The organism is Pollutimonas bauzanensis (assembly GCF_900129885.1).
GTDB lineage: Bacteria > Pseudomonadota > Gammaproteobacteria > Burkholderiales > Burkholderiaceae_B > Pollutimonas > Pollutimonas bauzanensis.
Window position 1 is genome coordinate 543,219 of the sequence record NZ_FQXE01000002.1, and the last position, 23,347, is coordinate 566,565.

The following is a 23,347-nucleotide window of genomic DNA, read 5'->3' on the forward strand; positions in this document are numbered from 1 at the left end:
CGAGCAGAACTGAGTGCCCAATGCCGCCTGACACCGCCGTACCGACCTCCCGCTGTTCCGCCACCCCCCCGCTTTCAGCGCGCGAACGCCGCGCCATCCGCATGATACCGTTTATCGTGGGATGCGCCTTGTTCATGCAGATGCTGGATTCCACCGTGGTGGCCACCGCCCTGCCGGCCATGGCGCTTTCGCTGGGATCGTCCGTGGTCCACATGAACGTCGCCATTACCAGCTATCTGCTGGCGGTGGCGGTGTTCGTGCCGATCAGCGGGTGGGCCGCCGACCGTTTCGGGGCGAAACGGGTCTTCATTGCCGCGATCCTGCTTTTCACGCTCAGCTCCATCGCCTGTGCCGCCTCGCAAAGCGTAGGCCAGCTGGTCATCTCCCGTATCGTGCAAGGCATGGCCGGCGCCATGATGGTCCCGGTGGGCCGCATCATCCTGCTGCGCAAAATCCCCAAGACCGAATTGCTCAAGGCGATGGCCTTCCTGTCGCTGCCGGCGCTGCTGGGGCCGGTCATCGGGCCGCCCCTGGGCGGCTTTCTGGTCACTTACGCCTCGTGGCACTGGATTTTCCTGATCAACATCCCCGTGGGCGCCCTCGGCATCGCGCTGGTGATGTACTACATCCGCGACGATTACCCGGTCACCGCGCCGCGCCTGGACTGGCTGGGCTTCATCCTCAGCGCCGTCAGCCTGGCCACGCTGGTGTCCGGCTTCGAAGCCATGGGCCATCAGTCCATGCCCCTCGTGGAGTTGCTGCTGCTGGTCGGCGTAGGCCTGGCTTGCGGGCTGCTGTATGTCTGGCACGCCAAGCGCGTCGAACACCCCATCATCGACCTGTCCCTGCTGCGCACCCCGACTTTCGCGATTTCCACAATGGGAGGCAACCTGTGCCGCTTCGCGGTCGGCGCCAGCCCCTTCCTGCTGGCCATCCTGCTGCAGGTGGGATTCGGCTTGTCGCCGTTCTCGGCGGGCATGATCACATTCACCAGCGCCGTGGGAGCCATGATCATGAAATTCGTGGCCACTTCCATCATCCAGTACTTCGGCTTCAAGCGCGTGCTGACCATCAACGCGCTATTGACGGCCGTCTTCATCGCCTTGTGCGGGCTGTTCCGGGCCGACACGCCCATATGGGTCATGGCGGGCATCCTGATCATCGGGGGCTTCTTCCGCTCGCTGCAGTTCACGGCGGTCAATGCGCTTACCTACGCGGACCTGGGCGCGCATGACATGAGCCGGGCCAGCAGCTTCGCCGCCATGGCCCAGCAGCTAGGCATCAGCCTGGGCGTGGCCTGCGCCGCGGTGACCCTGAACCTGAGCATGACCTGGCGCGGCGGCACGGAGCTGGCGCTGACGGACATCATCTGGGGGTTTGTGGTCATCGGCCTGATCACCGCGGCGTCGGCGATCTCATTCACCCGCCTTCCCGCCAATGCGGGCCACAACCTGCACAAGAACCGATAGGCGAGAGGCCCTGGCCGCGCGCCGATGAAATCAGGAAGGCGCGGCGTCCGCGTTTTCGAGCAGCATCACCAGCTTGCAGTCGGGCCGCGTCGCCAGCCGGAACGTGATCTGCTGGTAGCGCAGTACACCCGAAACAGGATGCAGGAACTCGCGCAGCCCGCCCTCGCGGTCGACGACGGTATGGCGCGTCCACCAATGCGCGAACACGGCGGAGGACTGCAGCAGGTCATCGAGCACGCCCCGCACGTCCGGCTCATCGGCGTGCGCCGCGGCATCGGCCCGGAACTCCGCCACCACGCGGCTGGCGCGCTGCTCCCAGTCCACGACCAGCGCGCGCGCCGCCGGGTCCTGGAAGATATAACGCAGCAGATTGGGGCTGGCATCGCGGTCGGGCCAGCCGTCGAACAGATACAGCAAGGCGTCGTTGCGGGCCAGCACGTTCCAGCAGCGGTCCAGGATATAGGCCGGCGCGCTGATGCTGTGCACGCAGGCGGCCAGCCCCGTGGGCAAAGGATGCGCGTGGCCGCGCCCGTGTTCGGGGTCGGTGCATTCGGCCAGATCGAACAGATAATGGCGTTCGGCGCGCGCCAGGCCCAGCACCGAAGCCAGCCTGGCCCAGACGCTGGGCGATACCGAAACATCGCGCCCCTGCTCTATCCAGGTATACCAGGTGACGCTGATATCGCACAGCTGCGCGACCTCTTCGCGACGCAATCCCGGGGTGCGGCGGCGGACTCCGGCGGGCAGGCCAACGGTTCCAGGCTGCACGCGCGCCCGCGCGCTGCGCAGGAAATCGCCCAGCGCCTTGCGCCGGGCGGAATTGACCTGCTCCGCGGATGGCGGCGATCCGGCGGCCGGCGATCCGGCGGCCGGCGTCCCGGCGGCCGGCGCTCCCGCTTCCTTGTCGCGCATATACCTCCCTATTCCCGGCGCTTATCTTAAAACGCTGGCCAGAGTGCGGCGCACATCGTCTTCGTCGCGGCCGCTGCGCTGCGCATAGTCCTTCACCTGGTCGTCCCCTATGGTACCGACATTGAAGTACTGCGACATGGGGTGGCTCAAATAAAAGCCCGAAACACTGGACGCCGGGTACATGGCATAGCTGTCGGTCAACTGCATGCCGATGTCTTCGCATTCCAGGACCCGGAACATGTCTTTTTTCACCACGTGCTCGGGGCAGGCCGGATAGCCGGGCGCGGGGCGTATGCCCTGATACTTCTCGGCGATGATGTCCGCGTCGGGCAGGCTTTCGTCCGGCACATAGCCCCACAGGTCGCGGCGCACCCGCGCGTGCAGGGTTTCGGCGAAACCTTCGGCCAGCCGGTCGGCGATCGCCTTGAGCATGATGCTGGAATAATCGTCGTTGTCGTCCAGGAAGCGCTTGTCGTGCTTTTCTATGCCCAGGCCGCCAGTCACCGCGAACAGGCCGATGTAGTCGGCGACGCCGCTGGATTTCGGCGCAATGTAGTCCGCCAGGCATTTGTAATCCACGCCTTCGCGCTTTTCCTGCTGCTGGCGCAGGTTGCGCCAGGTGAACAGGACTTCGCTGCGGGTTTCGTCGCGGTATACCTCGATGTCTTCATCGTTGACGGTATTGGCCGGATAGAAGGCGATCACCCCGTTGGCGCTCAGCCAGCGGCCGTCTATGACCTTTTTCATCATGGCCTGCCCTTCTTCCAGGAGCTTGCGCGCCTGCTCGCCCACCACCTTGTCGTCGAGGATGGCCGGATACTGGCCGAACAGGCTCCAGGTCTGGAAGAACGGCGTCCAGTCCAGGAACTTCAAAACCTCGGTGAGATCGTAGTTCTTGAAGGTGCGCCGGCCGATGAACTTGGGGCGCGGCGGCGTGTAATTGGCCCAGTCTATGGCCGGGCGGCCGGCGCGCGCGTCGACCAGGCTGACCATGGGCGTGGCCTTGCGGTTGGCATGGCGAGTGCGCACCACCTCGTACTCCTCGGCCAGCTCGGCCAGCCAGGCATCCGCCCCGTCGGACATCAAATGGGTGGCCACGCCCACGGAACGGCTGGCATCGGGCACATAGATCACCGGCCCTTCATAATTGGGCGCGATCTTTACCGCCGTATGCACGCGGCTGGTGGTGGCCCCGCCCACCAGCAAAGGCAGCTTGCGGCTGCGAAAATAGTCGTCGCGCTGCATTTCCGAGGCGACATAGGCCATTTCTTCGAGGCTGGGCGTGATCAGGCCCGAAAGCCCGACAATATCGGCGTTTTCTTCCTTGGCTTTGGCGAGAATCTGCGAGCAGGGCACCATGACGCCCATATTCACCACTTCAAAGTTGTTGCACTGCAAGACCACCGTGACGATGTTCTTGCCGATATCGTGCACGTCCCCCTTGACGGTGGCGATCACGATCTTGCCCTTGGCGCGCACGTCGCCGCCCGCCGCCTGGATCTGCAGCTTTTCTTCTTCGATGAAGGGAATCAGGTGGGCGACCGACAGCTTCATGACGCGCGCCGACTTGACCACCTGCGGCAGGAACATCTTTCCCGCGCCGAACAGGTCGCCCACGACATTCATGCCGTCCATCAGCGGGCCTTCGATCACCTGGATGGGCCGCCCGCCCGCGGCGGCGATTTTCTGGCGCACTTCCTCGGTGTCCTCGACGATGAAGGCGGTGATGCCATGCACCAGCGCATGGGAAAGCCGCGCCTCCACCGACTGGTCGCGCCAGGCCAGATCTTCTTCCTTCCTGGCGCCTGACCCCTTGACCGTCTCGGCCAGCTCGACCAGGCGCTCTGTGGGTGTGCGTTCGTCGGCGGGGTCGGTTTTGCCCAATGGCTGCGGACGATCCAGCACCACGTCCTCGACCATGTCGCGCAGGACCTTGTCCAGATCGCTGTACACGCCCAGTTGCCCGGCGTTGACGATGCCCATGGTCAGGCCTTCCTGGATGGCGTAGTACAGGAAGACCGCATGGATGGCTTCGCGCATGGCTTCGTTGCCGCGGAAGGAAAAGCTGACATTGGAGATGCCGCCCGACACGCGGGCATGGGGCAGGTTGTCGGTGATCCAGCGCGTGGCTTCGATGAAGTCGACCGCATAGTGGTTGTGCTCGTCGATGCCGGTGGCGATGGCGAAGACGTTGGGATCGAAAATGATGTCTTCCGGCGGGAAGCCCACCTCATTGACCAGCAGGTCGTAGGCCCGGCGGCAGATCGCCTTGCGCTTTTCCAGGTTGTCGGCCTGGCCCTCTTCGTCGAAAGCCATGACCACGGCGGCGGCGCCGTATTTGCGGCACAAGCGGGCGTGCTCCAGGAAGGGGCCTTCGCCTTCCTTCATGGAAATGGAATTGACCACGGCCTTGCCCTGCACGCAGCGCAGGCCGGTTTCGATGACTTCCCATTTGGAGCTGTCTATCATGATGGGCACCCGCGCGATGTCCGGCTCGGAGGCCACCATGTTCAGGAAGCGGTGCATGCAGGCGGCGGAATCCAGCATGGCCTCGTCCATGTTGATGTCAATGATTTGCGCGCCGTTCTCGACCTGCTGGCGCGCCACCGTCAGGGCCTCATCGTATTTTTCCTCGCGTATCAGGCGCAGGAACATTTTGCTGCCGGTCACGTTGGTGCGCTCGCCCACGTTCACGAACAGCGAGTCGCCGTCGATGTTCAGCGCCTCCAGGCCCGACAGGCGGGTCTTGACGGGCACTGTCGGCACCTGGCGCACGGGCAGGCTCGCCACCTTGTCGGCGATGGCCTTGATGTGCTCGGGCGTGGTGCCGCAGCAACCGCCGGCCATATTGACCAGGCCGGAGCGCGCGAATTCTTCCAGCAGGGCGGAGGTGTCGGCGGGGGTTTCGTCGAAGCCCGTGTCGGCCATGGGGTTGGGCAGCCCGGCATTGGGGTAGACGCACACATAGGTATCGCAAAGCTTGGACAGCTCGGCGACATAGGGGCGCATCAGGGCGGCGCCCAGGGCGCAGTTCAGGCCTATGGTGATGGGCCGGGCGTGGCGCACCGAATTCCAGAATGCCTCGACGGTCTGGCCCGACAGTATCCGCCCGGACGCGTCGGTCACCGTGCCCGAGATCATCACCGGCAGGCGCGCGCCGCGTTCTTCGAACACGGTTTCGACCGCGAAGATCGCGGCCTTGGCGTTGAGGGTATCGAAGATGGTTTCGATCAGGACGATGTCTATGCCGCCGTCAAGCAGGCCGTGCAACTGCTCGGTGTAGGCGACGCGCAATTGCTCGAAGGTGACATTGCGCGCCGCCGGGTCGTTGACGTCGGGCGAGATGGAGGCGGTTTTGGGCTGCGGCCCCAGAGCGCCGGCCGCGAAGCGCGGGCGCTGCGGGGTGCTGAAGGCGTCACAGGCGGCGCGCGCGAGCCTGGCCGATTCGAGGTTCAGTTCATAGGCCAGCTCGGGCAGGCCATAATCGCCCTGCGCAATGGAAGTGGCGCCGAAGGTATTGGTTTCGATGACGTCGGCGCCGGCTTCCAGGTACTGGCTATGGATCGTGGAAATGATGTCGGGGCGCACGAGGGACAATAGTTCGTTGTTGCCTTTGACGTCCTTGAAATGGTCCGCAAAGCGCGTGCCGCGGAAATCCGTTTCGCCCAGTTTGTATTGCTGGATCATGGTGCCCATGGCCCCGTCGAGGATGAGGATGCGTTCGGCGAGCAGGCGCGCGAATTCGGCGCCATGGGTGTAGGAGGAAAGCGGATAAGGCAAGGACGGATAAGACACGAGACCACCTGGCGGTAAACAGGACAGGCATATAAGCCGCATGCCCTGCGGCCTCTGCATGGCGGGGGTTGCCGCCGGAATGAATGCAGAGGGCCTGTTCGATACGAAAAGAAGGGCTTATTGTATCGCCCGCCGATGTGGTGGCGGCTTTCCGCTGGAGCCGATCATGATTTCAAATCGATTTCCAGCCTTATGCCGTCTCCCCGATAGGCGACCTCCGCGTAGTACAAAACGGATCCGTCGCTGGAGGTGAAGGTTCGTATCACATTGGCGACGGGCGCGCCCACGGGTATGCCCAGCAGGGTGGCGGTTTCCGCGTCGGCGGTTCCGATGCTCAAGGTTTGCCGGGCCTGGGCGATATCCAGCGATTTGTTTGCCACCATCAGCGGGATCACGGGCTCGCTGCGGAACTTCCCGGGCGCCAGTTTGAAGATGTGTTCGGCGATGTAAAGCGAAATCACGCAGTAGGGGCGGCCATCGAGAGAATGCAGCCGGCGCATGTATATGTATTGGGGCGGCTGGCCCATCGCGCTGGGCAGGGCGCGGGGGACTTCGTCGATCTCCAGGATGCGCGGGACGAGGACGCGATAGGTCTGCGCGAGTTCGTAAAGCGATGTCTCGAGGGGAGTCGTCTTGATGGGCGTGGCGGTCGCGCTCACGAAAGTCCCCTGCCCTCTCTGGCTCGATAGCAGGCCCTCTTTGACCAGCAACTGCACCGCCTGCCGGGCGGTTGGGCGCGCCACTCCGAATTCGCTGGCGAGGCTATGCAGCGACGGCAGCGTTTCGCCGGCATGCCAGATGCCGCTTTCCACGCGTTGGCGCAGGCGGTCCGCGATGATGACGTAGCGCGGAATGGGACCCGATGGAATTGCTTTATGCCCGCCGTTCTTGGAGGCGCTGCGGGCTTTCTTTTTCCGGTTCGGGACTTCGGGGGCATTCATAAAAATCGGGATGAGCCGTCTATTGAAATGGTGGCAATTGGCCGGGCCGGCCAGTGTAAGCGACATTGCGCGGCATGCGGCGGGGCTGGGGCTTATCAAAAGTATAGTATTATTTACTTCATTACCTTTTGTATTGTTGCACGGCTGATCCGATTTCCACCGGGAAAGCGGTTCGAGCTCGATCCCACTTGTTCTGGAGAACCACTGCGTGCTGCGCGGAAAAGATATTTCCTTTGAGATCGGCAAGGTTGAAGCGTTTGTTTTCCGCGCTCCGGCGAATCCGCCGGTCCGCACCTCTTTCGGCATCATGCATGAGCGGCCGGCCCTGCTGCTGCGGCTGACCGATAGCGATGGGGTGGCCGGGTGGGGCGAAGTGTGGTGCAACTTCCCTTCCGTGGGAGCCGAGCATCGGGCCCGGCTGGTGACGGAAATCCTGAAGCAGATGCTGTGCGGGCGCAGGTGGCCTTCGCCGCGCGCCTGTTTCGATGCGCTGAACGCCCAGGTGCATATCCTGGCCATTCAATCCGGGGAGCCCGGCCCTCTGGCCCAGGCCATTGCGGGCATCGATATCGCCGTGTGGGACATCATCGGGAAGCGCTCGGGACAGGCTTTGTGGAAGCTGTTCGGCGGCGGCGATACGGTAGCGGTGTACGCATCCGGCATCAATCCGGATGCCCCCCTGCGCGTGATGGAAGCAAAGGCCAGAGAGGGATATACCGCATTCAAGCTGAAGGTGGGCTTCGACGACCAGCGCGATGAGGCCAACGTGCGCGCCCTGAGGTCGGCCCTGGGCGCAAGCGGAACGCTGATGATCGATGCGAATCAGGGATGGAATATTGCGCGGGCGAGCGACATGGCCGTCCGGCTGGAACTTTATGATCTGGCGTGGATCGAAGAGCCTCTTCCTGCCGACACTCCCCTGCCGCTTTGGCGAACGTTGTCCGGGCGCACGTCGGCGAGGCTGGCCGGGGGCGAGAACCTGCGCGGCGAAACGGCGTTCGAGGCGGCCGGCGACGAAGGCGGATTGCGCGTCATCCAGCCCGACCTGGGCAAATGGGGAGGCTTCAGCGGCTGTTTGCCGGTGGGCCGATATGCGCAGCGGCATGGGCGCTGGTTCTGCCCGCACTGGCTGGGCGCCGGCATCGGCCTGATGGCGTCCATGCATCTCAAGGCGGCGCTGGGTGGCGAGGGCTATGTCGAGGTGGATTCCAATCCGAATCCATTGCGCGAGATGCTGGCCGAGCCCGGCTTTGCCGTCGCCGACGGCAAAGTCACCTTGTCCGACCGTCCCGGCCTGGGGGTCGAACCCATGCTCGACGCAGCGGCCAGATACCTCGTCCCCCTATGCCAGGATTGAAGCCGCAGCGATAAAAATCAAGCTCTTCGCTTGTTCGGCTGGCGAAATGCCGGCCAGCCGGCATTGGCGACAGCGATGTTAAGCTAAGCCTGACTCCACCCACTACCCGACATCGCCATGGCCGATTCCGCAGACCCCCACCTGACCGAAACCCTGATTGAAAGCCAGACACTGTTCGAAGGCGGCTTCCTGAAAGCCCGCCGCGATACCGTGCGGCTGCCCGACGGCGGCAGCGCCAGCCGCGAATACATCGTGCATCCCGGCGCGGTCGTCATCATTCCGCTGCTGGATAACGAGCGCGTATTGCTGGAGCGGCAGTTCCGCTATCCGATAGGCAGGGTGATGACCGAGTTCCCGGCGGGCAAGCTCGACCCCGGAGAAGCCCCCCTGGCCTGCGCGAAACGCGAGCTTCTCGAAGAAACGGGCTATACGGCCGCCCAATGGGCGTACGCGGGCGCGCTGCACCTGGCCATCTCCTACTCCACGGAAATCATCCATATCCTTTTCGCGCGCGGGCTGCTTGCCGGCGCGCAGCAGCTGGACAAGGACGAGTTCCTCGAAGTGTGCCCCATGACGGTGGACGACGTGATGGCCGCATGCCGCAACGGCGGCATCACCGATGCCAAGACGCTGAGCTGCAGCTTATGGCTGCAGAACGTGCGCTCGGGAGCCTGGCCGCTGGACTGGAAATAAGCTGGGCTCATGTTGCCGATGGTGTCTGGGTGGCATATTACGTACTTTCCACATGGACATCGGTGCGAACTGCGGCTATCCACCCGTGGCTGCACTCTTTAAAGTAAGCCTCTCATGCTTATTTTGAAGGCTATGCCCATGGCCGCGTCCACCATCGACTACGACCTACATGGTTGGAAAGAGACCTACTGGAAAACCATACCCGTTACGGGTATAGTTTGAGGTCGAATCCATATGATCGTCCTCAAACGCAAGGACTTTGCGCGGTGGCAGGTGAGCGAGAAGCTGTCCGATGCCGCCTTGTGCAAGGCGGTCAAGGAAATGCGGGCTAATTGATGCGCTCCTGGGCGGCTTCCTCTACAAGAAGAGGGTTGCCCGCCCGGGCGGTGGCAAGAGCGGTGGCTATCGAACGCTGTTGTCGGCCTGGATCGGCGATCGCTATGTATTCCTGCATGGGTTCCCCAAAAACGACAAGGCGAACATCACGCAAGAGGAAAAGAAGGCGCTGCAATATGCCGGCAAGGTGCTTCTGACGCTATCGACCGAAAACTTGGCGAAGGCATTGCAGGCTGGCGTTTTACTGGAGGTGTGTTGTGACAAGCAAGATCATTGAATCCCTGCGCAGCGACCTGGCCGCACTGCACGATATCGGCGCGGTCGGCAAGGTGACGATGCGCAATTTCGACGCGATCAGCCCGCCGCCGCTGCGGGAGTTTAGCGCTGCCGACATCAAGCGCTTGCGCGAAAAGCTGAAATTCAGTCAGCCGGTATTTGCGCATCACTTGCATACCACAGCCTCGACTGTGCGCAAGTGGGAGCAAGGCGATACCCATCCTGCCGGGCCCGCGCTCAAGCTGCTCAATGTCATTGCCGACAAAGGATTGGAGGCCATCATCTGATACAAGATTCGCCGCTTACACCAGCCGTCAATCCTGCCGTGGCGCCGGATGCAGCCTGCCGCGGGGGCCGGCCTTCAGGAGCTGGCTGGGGACATCGTGGCCTATCATGCCGGGCAACTGGCCGGAAATGCCCAGTATCCTGTCCAGGTCCACGCCGGTGTCGTAGCCCATCAGCTCCAGCATATGCACCAGTTCTTCCGTGCATGCATTGCCACTCGCGCCCGGGGCGTAGGGGCAGCCGCCTATGCCTCCCAGCGAGGCGTCGAACCGGTCCATGCCCTCGCCGATGGCCGACAGCGTATTGGCCAGCGCCATGCCGCGCGTGTTATGGAAGTGCATGGTGAATTCCAGGCCCTTGAATCGCTCCCTGGCCTGCCTGGCCATCTTTCCCACCTGCGTGGGATAGGCCATGCCGGTGGTGTCGCAAAGCGTCACGCCATTGACTCCCAATTGGGCATAGCGGTCCACGAGCTCGAAAACCTCATAGACATTTATATCGCCTTCCATGGGACAGCCGAAGGCGGTCGAAAGAGAGACATTGATCGCGACGTCGGTGCCGCGCACGACCTCGATGACATCGCTCAACTGGGCGAAGGATTGCTCGCGCGTCATGCGCAAATTGGCCTGGTTATGGGTTTCGCTGACCGACATCACCAGGTTGACCTCGTCCACATTGCACGCCAGGGCGCGCTCCGCGCCCCTGACGTTGGGCACCAGCACGGTATAGACCACCCCCGGGTTGCGGGTGATTTCATGCATCACCATGTCGGCGTCTTTCAGCGCCGGGATGGCCCGCGGCGAGGTGAAAGAAGTGACTTCTATCTTCGCAAAGCCGCTATCCGAGAGCTGGTCGATGAAAGCGATTTTTTCCCGCGTGTCGATAAACTGCTTTTCGTTCTGGAAGCCGTCGCGCGGCGCGACTTCCTGGATGAACAATCTTGCCTTGCCGTCTGTCATGTGCGTCCTTCCATTTGTATTGCGTTAAACAATCCCACGTTCGCGCCACGCCTTGCGCGTGTCCTCGTCTATGCCCAGGCGGGACAGCACCTCGTCGGTATGCTGGCCCAGGCTGGGCGCGGCGCTGCGGACGTCTCCGGGCGTGCCGCCGAGCTTCGGGACGATGCCGGGCAGCTTGATGGGCGTGCCGTCGGGCAGGACGGAATCCAGTATCATGCCGCGGGCCTGGTAATGCGGGTCATGGGCGATATCGGCGATGTCGTAGATTTTTCCGGCGGGAATGTGATTTTCGTTCAGCGTGTCCAGGACTTCATCGAGCTCGTACTGGATGGTCCACTGCGAAATCGCGTCATCTATCCTGTCCACCTGCTTTACGCGGCCGATATTGTTTTCCAGGGCCGGGTCCTGCGCCAGGTCGTCCCTGCCGATCGCCTGCATCAGGCGCTTGAAAATGCTGTCGCCGTTGCCCGCGATAAGCACGAATTTATTGCCTTTGCAGCGATAGGCATTGCTGGGGGCTATCCCCGGCAGGCTGCTCCCCGCGGCCTGGCGGACTTCGCCGAAGACCGAATATTCCGGCAACAGGCTTTCCATCATATTGAATACGGACTCATACAGCGCGACATCTATCATCTGGCCGGCCCCGCCTTCCTGGTCGCGGGCGCGCAAGGCCATCAGGATGCCGATGACGCCATGCAGCGCGGACAGGGAGTCGCCTATCGATATCCCCACCCTGACCGGCGTCCTTCCGGGCTCGCCGCTCAAGTGGCGCAAGCCGCCCATGGCCTCGCCGATGACGCCGAAGCCGGGCAGGTCCCGGTAGGGCCCGGTCTGGCCATAGCCCGATACGCGCAGCATCACCAGCCTGGGATTGATGGCTTTGAGGTCCTCCCAGCCCAGCCCCCAGCCTTCCATCGTGCCGGGCTTGAAGTTTTCGACGACGACATCGACTTCCTGGACCAGGCTGCGCACCACGCCTTGCGCTTCGGGCTGGCGCAGGTCCAGGGTGACCGACTTCTTGTTGCGCGACTGGACTTCCCACCACACCGACGTGCCGTTGTGGATCAAGCGCCATTTTCTCAAGGGGTCGCCTTTTACGGGCGGCTCTATCTTGATGACTTCGGCGCCGAATTCGGCCAACATTTTCGCCGCGAAGGGGCCGGCAATCAATTGGCCCAGTTCCAAGACGCGTATTCCGTCCAGAGGTTTAGACATGGTTTTCTCGCTAGTGCTTCTGTTTACCCGGGCGGGCTGGCCGGACTCGCTCGCGGTTTGCGCCTTGCGCCCCCGCCTCCGGATTCATCCCGGGGGCTAGTCTAGCAACCTCGCGCCCGAAATTGAACCTATCAATCATGAGGCCGCCATCGCGAACCGCGATGGCAAGGCCTAGGGGCGCTATACTGGGCGCTTGTGGACATACCCTGGACGATAGCGCCGCTATCCGGTCTTTACCCTTATGCATCTTGATCCCACCTCGTTAAGGCTCTTTATCAGCGTGATCGAAGAGGGAACGATAGCCGCCGCCGCCGAGCGCGAGCATATCGCCGCCGCGGCGGTCAGCAAACGGGTCAGCGAACTCGAGGCCACGCTCAAGACCAGGCTGCTGGTGCGCACCAATAAAGGGATCAAGCCGACAACGGCGGGCATCGCCCTGTCGACGATGGCAAGGCGCGCGCTGCGCGAGCTGGATGAAATCGCCGTCCATATGAAGGAGTATTCAAGCGGGCTGCGGGGTTTCATCCGCATCTTCGCGAATATCTCGGTCATCACCCAGTTTCTGCCGCAGGACATCAAATCCTTCCTGAGCGACTATCCGAATATCCAGGTCCACCTCGAAGAAAAAATCACGCCGGCCATCATCAAGGCGGTGTACGAGAACTCGGCCGATATCGGCATATTCTCGGGCACGACCCTGGGCCATGATGTCGAAGTGCTGCCCTACAAGACGGATACGCTGGCGCTGATCGTGCCCTCGGGACATCCGCTCATCGGCAGGCCAGGCTTGCGATTCGCCGACGCGCTGGAATACGACTTCGTCGGCTTGCACACCGGCAGCGCGATCAACCAGCTTATTTCGAACGCCGCCGACAGTCTCAAGCGCACGGTCAGCGTCAAGGTGCAGGTGACCGGCTTCGACAGCCTGTGCTTCATGGTGGATTCGGGCCTGGGCATAGGCGTGCTGCCCCTGGACATCGCGCGGCGTTATTCCCGGATGTTCGACATAGCCATCATCCCGATCGACGAACCATGGGCCAAGCGGGAATTGCAGATCTGCGTGCGTTCCTTCGAAGCGCTGCCCACCGCCGCCAAGCTGTTCGTCAAGCATCTGGGCAGGGGCTCGCAAGCCGGCCGCTGACCGGCACAATACACTGTCAGCGCTTGTCGGCCCGGTCGGTCAGCAATTGGTTGATGGCCACGATGTCCTGGTCGCTGAGGATGCCGCTGCTGGCCTTGAGCCTGAGGCTGTTCATCAAGGTGTCGTAGCGGGCGCGCGAGAGGCTGCGCTGGGTCGCGTACAACTGCTGCTGGGCGTTGAGGACGTCGATGCTGATGCGCACGCCCACTTCATAGCCGGTCTGGTTGGCCTGCAGGGAGGCGAGGCTGGACTTCTCGGCGGCCTGGAGGGCCTCGATTTGCGCCAGGCCCGAGGTCACGCCGGAATAATGCTGCTGGGTGGACTGCACGGCCTGGCGCTTGGCGTCTTCCAGCTGGTAGCGGGCTTGCTGCAGGCGCGACGTCTGTTCGCGCACGATGGACGAAATCTCGCCGCCGGTAAAGATGGGAATGGAAAGCTGCAGGCCTATGGTGGTATCGAGCGAGCGCGGGCCGCCGCCGGTGTTGTACAGCGTGCTGTCCGAGGCGCTGCCGGTTTGCGCCTGCAGGCGCAAGGTGGGATAGTGCTCGCTTTTCGCGATGTCGATCTGCTTTTCAACGATCTTGGCGGACAGCTCCGCCTGCGCCACCGCCAGGTTGGCGTGCGAGGACTGGATGGTCCAGTCGGCCAGGCGGTCGGGCTTGGGGCCCGGCAGGATGGTGCCCGGGGCGAGTTCGGCGAGCTGGCCCGGGCGCTCGTTGATGATCTTCGCCAGCAGGTCCTCGCTGACCTGCAGAAGATTCTGCGACTGCAGCTCGCTGGCGTTGAGCAGGTCCAGGCGGGCCTGCGCCTCGTAGGTGTCGGCGATGGTGGTGCTGCCGAGCTCGAAGCCTTGCTTGGCGGCGCGCAGCTGGTTCTGGACCGCATTTTTTTCCGCCTGCAGGGCGCGCAGCGTGTCCTGGGCGGCGAGGACGTCGAAATAGGCCTGCGCGACCCGCAAGACCAGGTCCTGGTAGGCCGCGGCCTGCGCCACGTCGGCCGATTTGGCAATGTAGCCGGCCCGCTTGAGTTCGCCCCACGCGCCGATATTGACGATAGGCTGGGTGAGGGTGAGCGCCCACAGGGCGCGCCTCTGGCTGGAGCTGTTGTTCAGGCCCCGCAGGCGGCGGGTGTCGTCCACCTCGGCGATGCCGTCGGCGCTGCTGTATGGCAGCAGTTGCGCCCGCGCCTGGGGGACTTTTTCCTGCTCGGCATTGCGGCTGGCGCGGTTCGCGGCGTATATGGGATCGCGCTGCAGCGCCATCTGCCATATTTGAAGGAGGTCCTGGGCGCAGGCCTGGGCCATGCCGCCCATGATGATGGCCAGCGCAAAGCATAGCCTCGCATATCCGGAGGCTATCGGCATCTAGAACTTGAACTGGGAAACCGTTGCGCCGCGCAAAGGTTTGATGACGGTGTCGAAGAGGCTTTTCGTATCGAAGCTGGCGGCGCTGGTGCGGGTGATGCGACAGGCCGTCATGACCGGGTTTTGCCCCACCACCACGACCAGCCGCCCGCCTATGCGCAATTGATACTTGAGGGCGTCGGGCACGACAGGCACCGAGCCGGTCAGCAGTATGGCGTCGTATTCGGTGGTGCCCCAGGCCGCGTGGGCGTCGCCGATCTCGACCTTGACGTTGTCGACGTGGTTGCGCTGCAGGTTTTGCTTGGCGAAGGCAGCCAGCCGGCTGTCGACCTCGACGCTGGTGACCTGCTGGGCCAGCCGGGCCAGCAATGCGGCCTGGTAGCCCGAGCCGGTGCCGATCTCAAGAATGCAGTCGGTCGGCCGGAGCTGCAATTCCTGGGCCAGCCGGGCCTCGACCTTGGGCGTGAGCATGGTTTCGCGGGTATCGACCGAATTGATGATGAGCGGCAGTTCGACATCGGAAAAAGCCATGCCTTGCAGGGAAGCGGGCACGTAGCGCTCGCGCTGGACTTCGAAAAGCGCCTGCAAGACGGTGGGATCGAGCACTTCCCAGGGGCGAATCTGCTGTTCGACCATGTTGAATCGGGCTTGTTCGATTTCTGAAAGCGCAGTGACGTTCATAGCTTCTACAAAGAAAAAACGAGGTAATAAATTGTACGATGGATGCCAGGCAAGCACCATAGCCGCGATGTCCGCAGCGTACGTACTATAGCTTATTTGCCGGCGCGGGCCACCATGCATGAAAGTGCTGCACCGGTCCATGCCCTGTGCCCACACTGAGTTCGCCGGAGCGCGCGATGGCGGCGACCAGATAGGCTTTGGCGCGCCTGGCGGCCTCGGGCGCGTCATTGACCTGCGGCAGCAGCGCCGCCAGGGCGGCCGACAGGGTGCAGCCGGTGCCATGGGTGTTGGCGGTTTCGATGCGCCTGCCGGGAAGCTCTATCATGCGGTCGCCATCGTGCAGGATGTCTATGGTGTCGTTGCCGGGCAGATGCCCGCCCTTGAGGAAAATCCAGCGCTCGCCACGGTCATCGAGCAGGCGCCGCAGCTTTTCCGCGACGCGCCGCATTTCCCTGACCGTTTCCACCGCGCTCGAACCCAGCAATACCCCGGCTTCGGGAAGATTGGGCGTGAGCATGGTGGCCAGCGGCAACAGGCTGTCGCGCATTTCGTTGACCGCGGCGCGTTCCAGCAGGTGGTCGCCGCTCTTGGCGACCATGACCGGGTCCAGGACCAGATGCGCCGGCTTCCAGTGGGCCAGGCGATCGGCCACCGCCCGCGTTACCAGTTTCTGCCCGAGCATGCCGATTTTCACGGCGTCTATGCGCACATCGGCGAACAGGGTGTCGATCTGGGCGACGACGAATTCGGGCGGTATGGGCGAGATGGCCGCGACGGTCCGGGTATTCTGCGCGGTGAGGGCTGCGACCACGGCGGTGCCGTAAGCGCCGAGCGCGCTCATGGTCTTGATGTCGGCCAGTATGCCGGCACCGCCCGACGGGTCGACGCCGGCGATCGTAAGCGTATTGGGGATCATGCGGATATCAGGCCTTGGATTGGATCAAGCCTTCGGTGGGAGAGCTGGGGTCGGCGCTGTAGAACTTGCGCGGGACGCGGCCCGCGAGAAAGGCTTCGCGGCCGGCCTGGACGGCCTTGTTCATGGCACCGGCCATGAGGACGGGGTTTTTCGCGCCGGCGATGGCGGTGTTCATCAAGATGGCGTCGCAGCCCAGCTCCATGGCGACCGCGGCGTCGGACGCCGTGCCAACGCCGGCGTCGACCAATACCGGGACGCGCGCCTGGTCGATGATCAGGCGCAGGTTCCATGGATTCAAAATGCCCATGCCCGAGCCGATCAGGGATGCCAGCGGCATGATGGCGACGCAGCCGATGTCTTCGAGCATGCGGCACTGTATGGGATCGTCGGTGCAGTACACCATGACTTTGAAGCCCTCCTTGACGAGGGTCTTGGCGGCGTCGAGCGTGGCGGGCATGTTGGGGAAGAGGTTGTCTTTGTCGCCGAGCACTTCGAGCTTGACGAGGTCGTGGCCGTCCAGCAGTTCGCGCGCCAGGCGCAGGGTGCGCACGGCGTCGTCGGCGCTGTAGCAGCCGGCGGTGTTGGGCAGGATGGTGAATTTCGAAGGGGGCAGGAAGTCCAGCAGATTGGGCTCGCCGGCGTTCTGGCCGATATTGGTGCGGCGTATGGCGACGGTGACGATCTGGGCGCCGCTGGCCTCGATGGCCAGGCGGGTTTCTTCGAAATCTTTGTATTTGCCCGTGCCAACGAGTAGGCGCGAGGTGTAGCGGCGGCCTGCGAGGGTAAAGCTGTCAGCTTGATTCATGATTTATGCGGGGTATTTAAGCGGCGGCGACAATGTAAAGGAAAAGCATAATCCATTTGTGGCGCCCGTGTTTGGCAGTTCATTCTATCAGGCGCGGGGCCGGCCCGGCATTCAACGCGCTTGTTCCAGGTAGCCGCAGAGTTCTTCGGCGGCGTCGATCAGGCGGGGGCCTGGGCGGAAGAGCTTGTCGGGGTCTATGCCGTAGATATGCCCCCGCAGGGCGGCGGGCAAGCGCAGCTGGGACCAGCGGCTTCTGGCGGCTTCGAGGCGGGCCGCGTCGGCGGCCGGTGTGATGACCACCTGCGGCTGGGCGACGAGTATGGCTTCGGTGCTGACCTGCGGGGCGGCGGCGGTGGCGCCGGCGTAGATATTGACGCCGCCGCAGATGCGCAGGGCGTCGTTGAACACGGGCTCGTCGCCTATGGTGTACAGGGGCGACGAGCCCACTTCGATGAAGACGGAGACCGGCTTGCGCCAGGCGTAGCGCCGGCTCAATGTCTGCAGGCGTTGCGCCAGCGCCTGGGCCGCGGGGCCGGCGATGGCTTCGGTATCGAAGATTTTCCCGAACCGGATGATTTCCGCGGGGATGTCCCGCAGGCTGTCGGGCGCGGAATAGCGCAGCGGTATATCCAGCCGGGCTAGCGCGGGGGCCAGCGTCGCGGCGGCCGCGGCGGGGTGCCACGCAACCACCAGGTCGGGGCGCAGGGCCAGCGTTTTCTCCACGCTGATGTTTACGCCGTCGCCGGTCCTGGGGATGGCGAGCGCGGCGGGGGGATAGTCGCTGCTGGTGACGGTGGCGACGATTTTATCGCCGGCGCCGGCCGCGAAGATCAGTTCGGTGATATGCGGAGCCAGGGTAATGGCCCGCGCGGCAGGCCTGGATTCGGCCGCCTGCCGGGCCTCCGGGCCCGCCTGCGCCCGCGCCGCGGGCGGAACTAGCGCCAGCGCCCCCAGGATGGCCAGGCCGCGGACGGCAAGCCCGGCGGCCCGGCTCATGCGCACGGCAGGCTGCATGCGGCTACATCCGGAAAGCGAAATTCACGAACACATTGGAACCCGGCATGTTGTAGCCGTATGCGCTGGTGTAATCCTTGTCCAGCAGGTTGTTCCAGCGCACCTGGACGCCGACGTTTTTGCTGAAGTCGTAGGCGGCGGTCAGGTTGAGCAGGCTGTAGCCGCCCATCAGCCTGGTGTTGGCGACGTCGTCGTAGCGCTTGCCGGTGAACTGGTACTCGGCCCCCACCGTCAAGGCATCGATGCGATGGCCGGCGCCCAGGATGTAGACTTGCTTGGCGCGGCGAACGAGCCGGCTGCCCGATTCCCCTTCGCGCGGATTGTCATTGCGCGGGTTCATGAAGTCGGCGCTGGCGCGCAGGGTGGTATTGCCGTAATCCTGCTCGGCCGTGAGCGTCAGCCCGCGTATGGTGGCCCTGTCGGTATTCTCGGCCGTGCAGTCGAAGTTGGCGTCGCAGACATAGCCATTGATCAGGTTGCGGATCTTGTTCTGGTAGACGACGATGCCCAGGCGGGTCGTGTCGGTCTGATAGCGCAGCCGCGCCTCGATATTCCGCGATTTCTCGGGTTTCAGGTCGGGATTGCCCTGGAAGCTTCCGGCCGGCCAGCCATCGTAGTAGTACTGTTCGAGGGGATAGTACATGTCCGAAAAGGTCGGGGCGCGGAAGCCGGTGTTGCCGGAGACCCCGACCGTCCATTGTTTGTTCAGGTCCAGGTCGTAGGCCAGGCCGCCGGTGGCCTGGTTGCCGTAGCCGGTGATATTGTCATTGCGCACATTGGCCTGCACGTGGTTGGCGCCGAAATCGCCGCGGTAGATCAGGCCGGCCGAATTGGTGTCGCGCCGGTCCACCGTATAGTTGCCGGAATGGACCGCGCGCTCTTCGAGGCGCTCGAGGATGGCGGAAACATGCTGGTTCGGCGCCAGCTTGAAGTTGTTCTGCCATGTGTACGAGCGTTGCAGGCTGCTGTATTGCGAGCCCCATGTGCGGTTCTCGAGGGCTTCCTTGCTGAGCCCGAAGCGCAGCACGCTTTGCCAATAGCCGGTGATGTCATCGGTGCTGGTCGCCGTGTAGGCCTGCTGGCGCGTGAGGCTATAGGCGGGCTCGGCGAATCTGCCGCCGTCCTCGTCGGCGTTCATATAGCTGTCGTAGGCGGTAAGGCCTATGTGATGGCCGGGCTTCCAGCGGTAGCCCAGCGAACCGGAGAGGCTGTGCTGGGTATAGCCGTCGCTGTCGGGATGATAGCTGAGGGTATTTGCGGCGTTGGTCGCGCTGAACCCGCTGCTGTCGGCCATGCTGCTCGACAAGGCGTAGTCCCAGCCGTCCTGCGCGCCGGAAAGGCCGGCGCTGGACTTGAAGGTGCCGTAGCTGCCGTAGCCGATATTGCCCCACGCGCTCAGCGGCCGGTCTTCACCGGGCTTCTGGGTGATGATGTTGACGACGCCGCCGATGGCATCGGAACCATACAGGCTGCTGGCCGCGCCGCGGACGATTTCGATGCGCTCGATGGTGGCCGGATCGATGGCGTTCCAGTTGGCGCCGCCCTGGATGGAGCTGTTGATGCGCATGCCGTCCACCAGCACCAGGGTCTGGCTAGGGTTGGCCCCGCGCAGGTAGACGCCGGTTGCGGTCTGCGGGCCGCCGCTGCTGTAGAACTGCATCCCCGGCTGCTTCGCGAGGATCTCCGCGACGCTGTTCTGCCCGGCTTTCTGCAGTTCTTTTTTATCGATGACGGTTACGTCGCCCAGCACATTCTTTTCGAGTTGCGCCGTGCGGCTGGCGGTGACGACGATCTGGTCGAGCTTGGGAATCGGGGCCGGTGCTTGGGCCGCGGCGGTCGTGGAGATGACGGCTGTGGAAATGAAACAGGAAAGTACGGCAAGCGTTTGCCGGTTGAGTGTGGAAGGCATGGCAGACCCTGGAAAACGCGCGTCCCCGCACGTTGTAAGCAATAAAACATTCCTGGCCGGGGAATTTGCCGCGCATGTCGCGGCGCCGGGATATTCCGGGGCGGGGAATGGACTAAGGGTGATCAAGGCCGGTGTCGGGCTGGCATGGATGACATGCTTACCGTTGCGGGGGCAGCACAGTTTGGGCGCATGGTTCTTGCCTGGGGCAAGTGCGCATCTGTTTCCCGTTTAACTTTCGCAGAGCGTGCCGCGGCATAAGGCAATGGCCGCGTTGTTCTACTCCGAAAGCACCTTTGTCGTTGCGGAATATATCACAGGCGCCCCGGGATGGCGCCCTTTGACCTTGAGGGCGTGTCGGAATGGCGGCGGAGTCAGCCGCGGATCTTCTTGAGCAGCCGCGTCGTCGAACGCTCGAATTCGAATGGAATCGCCACCGCCTTCCCGCCCCAGCTCTTCACGCTGGCCGTCTCCGGCAGCGACTCCATATCGTAGTCGCCGCCCTTCACGATCACATCCGGCCGCAACTGCTCGATCAAGGCCTGGGGCGTATCCTCGTCGAAATCCGTCACCACCGTCACGCAAGCCAGCGCCGCGATCAGCGCCGCGCGGTCGCACAGCGTATTCAATGGCCGGTCATCGCCCTTGCCCAGGCGCCGCACCGACTCATCGGTGTTCAGGGCCACCACCAGCGTCGCCCCCAATTGCGCGGCCGCATCCAGATAGCTGGCATGGCCGCGGTGCAATATGTCGAATACGCCATTGGTGAAGACCAGCGGGCGCGGGAAATCGCCGGCCCGCAGCGCCGCCACGCAATCTTCCCGCGCCAGTATCTTGGACTCGAAACGCGCCGCCATGTTATGCCGGCGCCACGTCCTTGAGCAGCACCTTGCGGTAGCGGTTCAGGTCCTGCACCGTATTGAAGCTGGTTTCCATCAACAGCGACATATTGTGCAAAATCCGCGAACTGACCTTGCCTTCCCATTCCTTGTCGAAATGGATCTGGTTGTCCAGCCAGTTCTCGAGCCAGCCCGGCGAAGGCAGCTTGGACTGCACGGTATCCAGCGGGTACATGTCTTTGTTGACATGCAGGTTGGTCGGGTGCAGGGCCTGCGGCGTGCGGTGCGCCGACGCCATCAGCACCCCGATCTTCGCGAAGGCGATGCGGGCGCTCGCGCCGAATTCCTTGCTTTGATGCATCAAGGCCCGTTTCATGTAGCGCAGGTAGGCGCCCGCATGGCGCGCCTCGTCTTGCGCAATGATTTTATAGATGGCCTTGATGACAGGCTCGCTATGCCAGTCCGACGCGCGCCGGTACCAGTGGTTCAGCCGCACTTCGCCGCAAAAATGCAGCATCAGGGTTTCCATGGCCGGGGCCGGATCGAATTCGAAGCGCACCTTGTGCAGTTCTTCTTCGGTAGGCATCAGTTCCGGGCGGAAGCGGCGCAGATACTCGATGAGGGCCAGCGAATGCTTTTGTTCTTCGAAAAACCATACCGACATGAAGGCGCAGAAATCGCTGTCGTCGCGATTGTCGCGCAGGAACATTTCCGTCGCCGGCAGCGCGGCCCATTCGGTGATGGCGTTCATTTTGATCGTGTAGGCCTGGTCGTCCGTCAGCTTGCTGGCGTCGTACTCGTCCCAGGGAATATCGGTGCCCATGTTCCAGCGCACCGCTTCCATCGATTTGAACAATTCAGGATAAAGCATAGAAATCTCTCTTAAGTATGGCGCGTGAGCGCCCAAATGGCCACACCCAAGGCCACCGCCACGACGGCCGCAAGCACCGCCAGCAGCCGGTTGGTCTGTTGTTGCGTACGACGCAGGCGTTCAAGCTCCAAGTTTAACCTAGGCCCTGTGTCAGGCCTGTTAAGGTTGGCGTAGACCAGCCTTGGAATCTGCGGCAAAATCTGCGCCCATTGGCTTGCCTCCTTGTCCAGGCGCTTGCGCAGGCCCGCCAGGCCTATGCGCTCGTGCATCCAGTTTTCCAGATAAGGCTTCGCGGTTTTCCATAAATCCAGATTGGGGTCCAGCTCGCGCCCCATTCCTTCCACATTCAGCAGGGTTTTCTGCAGCAGCACCAATTGCGGCTGGATTTCGACATTGAACCGGCGCGAGGTCTGGAACAGGCGCAGCAATACCTGGCCCAGGGAAATTTCGGACAGAGGCCTGTCGAAATAGGGCTCGCAAACGGCCCGCACCGCCCCTTCGAGGTCTTCCTCGCGGGTGTTCGCCGGCACCCAGCCGGACTCGATATGCAGCTGCGCCACCCGGCGGTAATCGCGCTGGAAGAAGGCCAGGAAGTTCTGCGCCAGGTAGTTTTTGTCGAACTCGGACAGCGAACCTACGATGCCGAAGTCCAGCGCGATATAGCGGCCCAGCGTTTCAGGGGCATCCGATACATAAATATTACCCGGATGCATGTCGGCATGGAAGAAACCGTCGGTAAACACCTGCGTGAAGAAAATTTCCACGCCCGTGCGCGCCAGGTCCTTGATGTCGATATTGGCGGCTTGCAGGCGGCCGATCTGGCTCACCGGTATGCCGTGCATGCGCTCCATGGTGAACACCGACGTGGCGCAGTACTCCCATACCACTTCGGGCACCATCAGCAAATTGCTGCGCCCCGTTCCCGGCCCGAAATTGCGCCGCAGCTGGCTGCAGTTGGACGCCTCGCGGATAAGGTCCAGTTCGTCGTGCAGGTAGATGTCGAATTCGGCCACCACCTGGCGCGGCTTCAGGCGCCGGGCATCGGCGGCCAGGCGCTCGACCAGGCCGGCCAGCGCCCGCAGCAGGGTCAGGTCCTTCTCGATGATCTCGCGCATGCCGGGGCGCAAGACCTTGACGGCGACCTGGCGGCCATCGTGCAGGACGGCGAAATGCACTTGCGCGATCGATGCCGACGCCACCGGGTCGGCGTCGAACTGCTTGAACAGCGTATGGGGCGACGCGCCCAGGGCGGCTTCGATCAGGGCCGCGGACTGGTCCGACGGAAAGGGCGGCACGCGGTCCTGCAGCAGCGCCAGTTCGATGGCGATATCGAGCGGAATCAGGTCGCGGCGCGTCGAAAGCACCTGCCCGAATTTGACGAAAATCGGCCCCAGCGATTCCAGCGCGACGCGCAGCCTGACGCCGCGCGCCATCCGGGGCGCCCGGCCCAGGCGGACGATGCGCAATAAGCCGTAGGCGACGGGATGCTTGATGCCCGACAGGACGAGTTCATCGAGCCTGAAGCGCAAGGCCACGAAGATGATATGGATCAGGCGGAAGAATGTAAACATGG

Annotated in this window: 19 protein-coding genes, 1 pseudogene and 1 riboswitch; of the genes and pseudogenes, 6 read left to right on the forward strand and 14 right to left on the reverse strand. The window is 63.2% G+C overall.

Annotated elements, in window-relative coordinates:
- Positions 1-20 precede the first annotated feature (20 nt).
- The gene (locus BUB23_RS05645) at positions 21-1,469 is read left to right on the forward strand and encodes a DHA2 family efflux MFS transporter permease subunit (protein ID WP_073102094.1); all 1,449 of its coding nucleotides are present in this window, start codon (positions 21-23) and stop codon (positions 1,467-1,469) included.
- A gap of 30 nt (positions 1,470-1,499) precedes the next feature.
- Here the strand turns inward: BUB23_RS05645 and BUB23_RS05650 are convergent, their stop codons facing one another.
- From BUB23_RS05650 to BUB23_RS05660, 3 genes are all read right to left on the reverse strand, one after another.
- Positions 1,500-2,381 (reverse strand): helix-turn-helix transcriptional regulator, encoded by an 882-nt coding sequence (locus BUB23_RS05650; RefSeq protein WP_084135785.1) that lies wholly within the window; start codon positions 2,379-2,381, stop codon positions 1,500-1,502.
- Between the two features lie 21 nt (positions 2,382-2,402).
- Positions 2,403-6,176 carry a methionine synthase gene (gene metH / locus BUB23_RS05655; protein ID WP_073102095.1) on the reverse strand — a complete coding sequence of 1,258 codons (3,774 nt, stop codon included), beginning with the start codon at positions 6,174-6,176 and terminating at the stop codon, positions 2,403-2,405.
- A 164-nt stretch (positions 6,177-6,340) separates the two neighbouring features.
- Positions 6,341-7,117 carry a GntR family transcriptional regulator gene (locus BUB23_RS05660; protein ID WP_084135815.1) on the reverse strand — a complete coding sequence of 259 codons (777 nt, stop codon included), beginning with the start codon at positions 7,115-7,117 and terminating at the stop codon, positions 6,341-6,343.
- 208 nt (positions 7,118-7,325) lie between these two features.
- On the opposite strand from BUB23_RS05660, the gene BUB23_RS05665 reads away from it, so the two are divergent.
- From BUB23_RS05665 to BUB23_RS05680, 4 genes and pseudogenes are all read left to right on the forward strand, one after another.
- Entirely contained in the window at positions 7,326-8,474 is a 1,149-nt protein-coding gene (locus tag BUB23_RS05665; protein WP_245801173.1) for a mandelate racemase/muconate lactonizing enzyme family protein, read from the forward strand.
- 117 nt (positions 8,475-8,591) lie between these two features.
- Positions 8,592-9,167, forward strand: coding sequence for an NUDIX domain-containing protein (locus BUB23_RS05670; protein ID WP_073102096.1), 576 nt, complete (start codon positions 8,592-8,594; stop codon positions 9,165-9,167).
- 234 nt (positions 9,168-9,401) lie between these two features.
- Positions 9,402-9,780, forward strand: a pseudogene (locus BUB23_RS05675) (type II toxin-antitoxin system RelE/ParE family toxin).
- Positions 9,761-10,066: a helix-turn-helix domain-containing protein gene (locus BUB23_RS05680; RefSeq protein WP_073102097.1), complete on the forward strand. Its 306-nt coding sequence runs from the start codon at positions 9,761-9,763 to the stop codon at positions 10,064-10,066. The pseudogene BUB23_RS05675 and the gene BUB23_RS05680 overlap by 20 nt, the downstream one beginning before the upstream one ends.
- 27 nt (positions 10,067-10,093) lie before the next feature.
- Here BUB23_RS05680 and BUB23_RS05685 read toward each other — a convergent pair whose 3' ends face one another.
- Both BUB23_RS05685 and BUB23_RS05690 read right to left on the reverse strand, forming a co-directional pair.
- Positions 10,094-11,023: a hydroxymethylglutaryl-CoA lyase gene (locus BUB23_RS05685; protein WP_073102098.1), complete on the reverse strand. Its 930-nt coding sequence runs from the start codon at positions 11,021-11,023 to the stop codon at positions 10,094-10,096.
- A 24-nt stretch (positions 11,024-11,047) separates the two neighbouring features.
- A complete protein-coding gene (locus tag BUB23_RS05690) occupies positions 11,048-12,238 on the reverse strand; it encodes a CaiB/BaiF CoA transferase family protein (protein WP_073102099.1) in 1,191 nt (396 codons plus the stop codon).
- Positions 12,239-12,479: 241 nt separating this feature from the next.
- On the opposite strand from BUB23_RS05690, the gene BUB23_RS05695 reads away from it, so the two are divergent.
- Complete coding sequence (locus tag BUB23_RS05695; RefSeq protein ID WP_073102100.1) at positions 12,480-13,379, forward strand: LysR family transcriptional regulator; 900 nt, start codon at positions 12,480-12,482, stop codon at positions 13,377-13,379.
- Positions 13,380-13,395: 16 nt separating this feature from the next.
- Here BUB23_RS05695 and BUB23_RS05700 read toward each other — a convergent pair whose 3' ends face one another.
- The 9 genes from BUB23_RS05700 to ubiB form a co-directional block, all read right to left on the reverse strand.
- A complete protein-coding gene (locus BUB23_RS05700; protein WP_073102101.1) occupies positions 13,396-14,742 on the reverse strand; it encodes a TolC family outer membrane protein in 1,347 nt (448 codons plus the stop codon).
- Positions 14,743-15,423 carry a protein-L-isoaspartate O-methyltransferase family protein gene (locus BUB23_RS05705; RefSeq protein ID WP_073102102.1) on the reverse strand — a complete coding sequence of 227 codons (681 nt, stop codon included), beginning with the start codon at positions 15,421-15,423 and terminating at the stop codon, positions 14,743-14,745.
- An 85-nt stretch (positions 15,424-15,508) separates the two neighbouring features.
- Positions 15,509-16,339 carry a bifunctional hydroxymethylpyrimidine kinase/phosphomethylpyrimidine kinase gene (gene thiD / locus BUB23_RS05710; protein ID WP_073102103.1) on the reverse strand — a complete coding sequence of 277 codons (831 nt, stop codon included), beginning with the start codon at positions 16,337-16,339 and terminating at the stop codon, positions 15,509-15,511.
- A gap of 7 nt (positions 16,340-16,346) precedes the next feature.
- Entirely contained in the window at positions 16,347-17,144 is a 798-nt protein-coding gene (locus tag BUB23_RS05715) for a thiazole synthase (protein WP_073102104.1), read from the reverse strand.
- Positions 17,145-17,255: 111 nt separating this feature from the next.
- Entirely contained in the window at positions 17,256-18,158 is a 903-nt protein-coding gene (locus tag BUB23_RS05720; protein WP_084135788.1) for an ABC transporter substrate-binding protein, read from the reverse strand.
- Positions 18,159-18,162: 4 nt separating this feature from the next.
- Entirely contained in the window at positions 18,163-20,067 is a 1,905-nt protein-coding gene (locus tag BUB23_RS05725) for a TonB-dependent receptor domain-containing protein (protein ID WP_073102105.1), read from the reverse strand.
- A gap of 109 nt (positions 20,068-20,176) precedes the next feature.
- A riboswitch (cobalamin riboswitch) is annotated at positions 20,177-20,347 on the reverse strand.
- A gap of 91 nt (positions 20,348-20,438) precedes the next feature.
- Positions 20,439-20,921, reverse strand: a complete 483-nt coding sequence (locus BUB23_RS05730; protein WP_073102106.1) for an adenylyltransferase/cytidyltransferase family protein — start codon at positions 20,919-20,921, stop codon at positions 20,439-20,441.
- Position 20,922: 1 nt separating this feature from the next.
- Positions 20,923-21,774: a ferritin family protein gene (locus BUB23_RS05735; RefSeq protein ID WP_073102107.1), complete on the reverse strand. Its 852-nt coding sequence runs from the start codon at positions 21,772-21,774 to the stop codon at positions 20,923-20,925.
- Positions 21,775-21,785: 11 nt separating this feature from the next.
- Complete coding sequence (gene ubiB, locus BUB23_RS05740) at positions 21,786-23,345, reverse strand: ubiquinone biosynthesis regulatory protein kinase UbiB (protein ID WP_073102108.1); 1,560 nt, start codon at positions 23,343-23,345, stop codon at positions 21,786-21,788.
- Between the last annotated feature and the right edge of the window lie 2 nt (positions 23,346-23,347).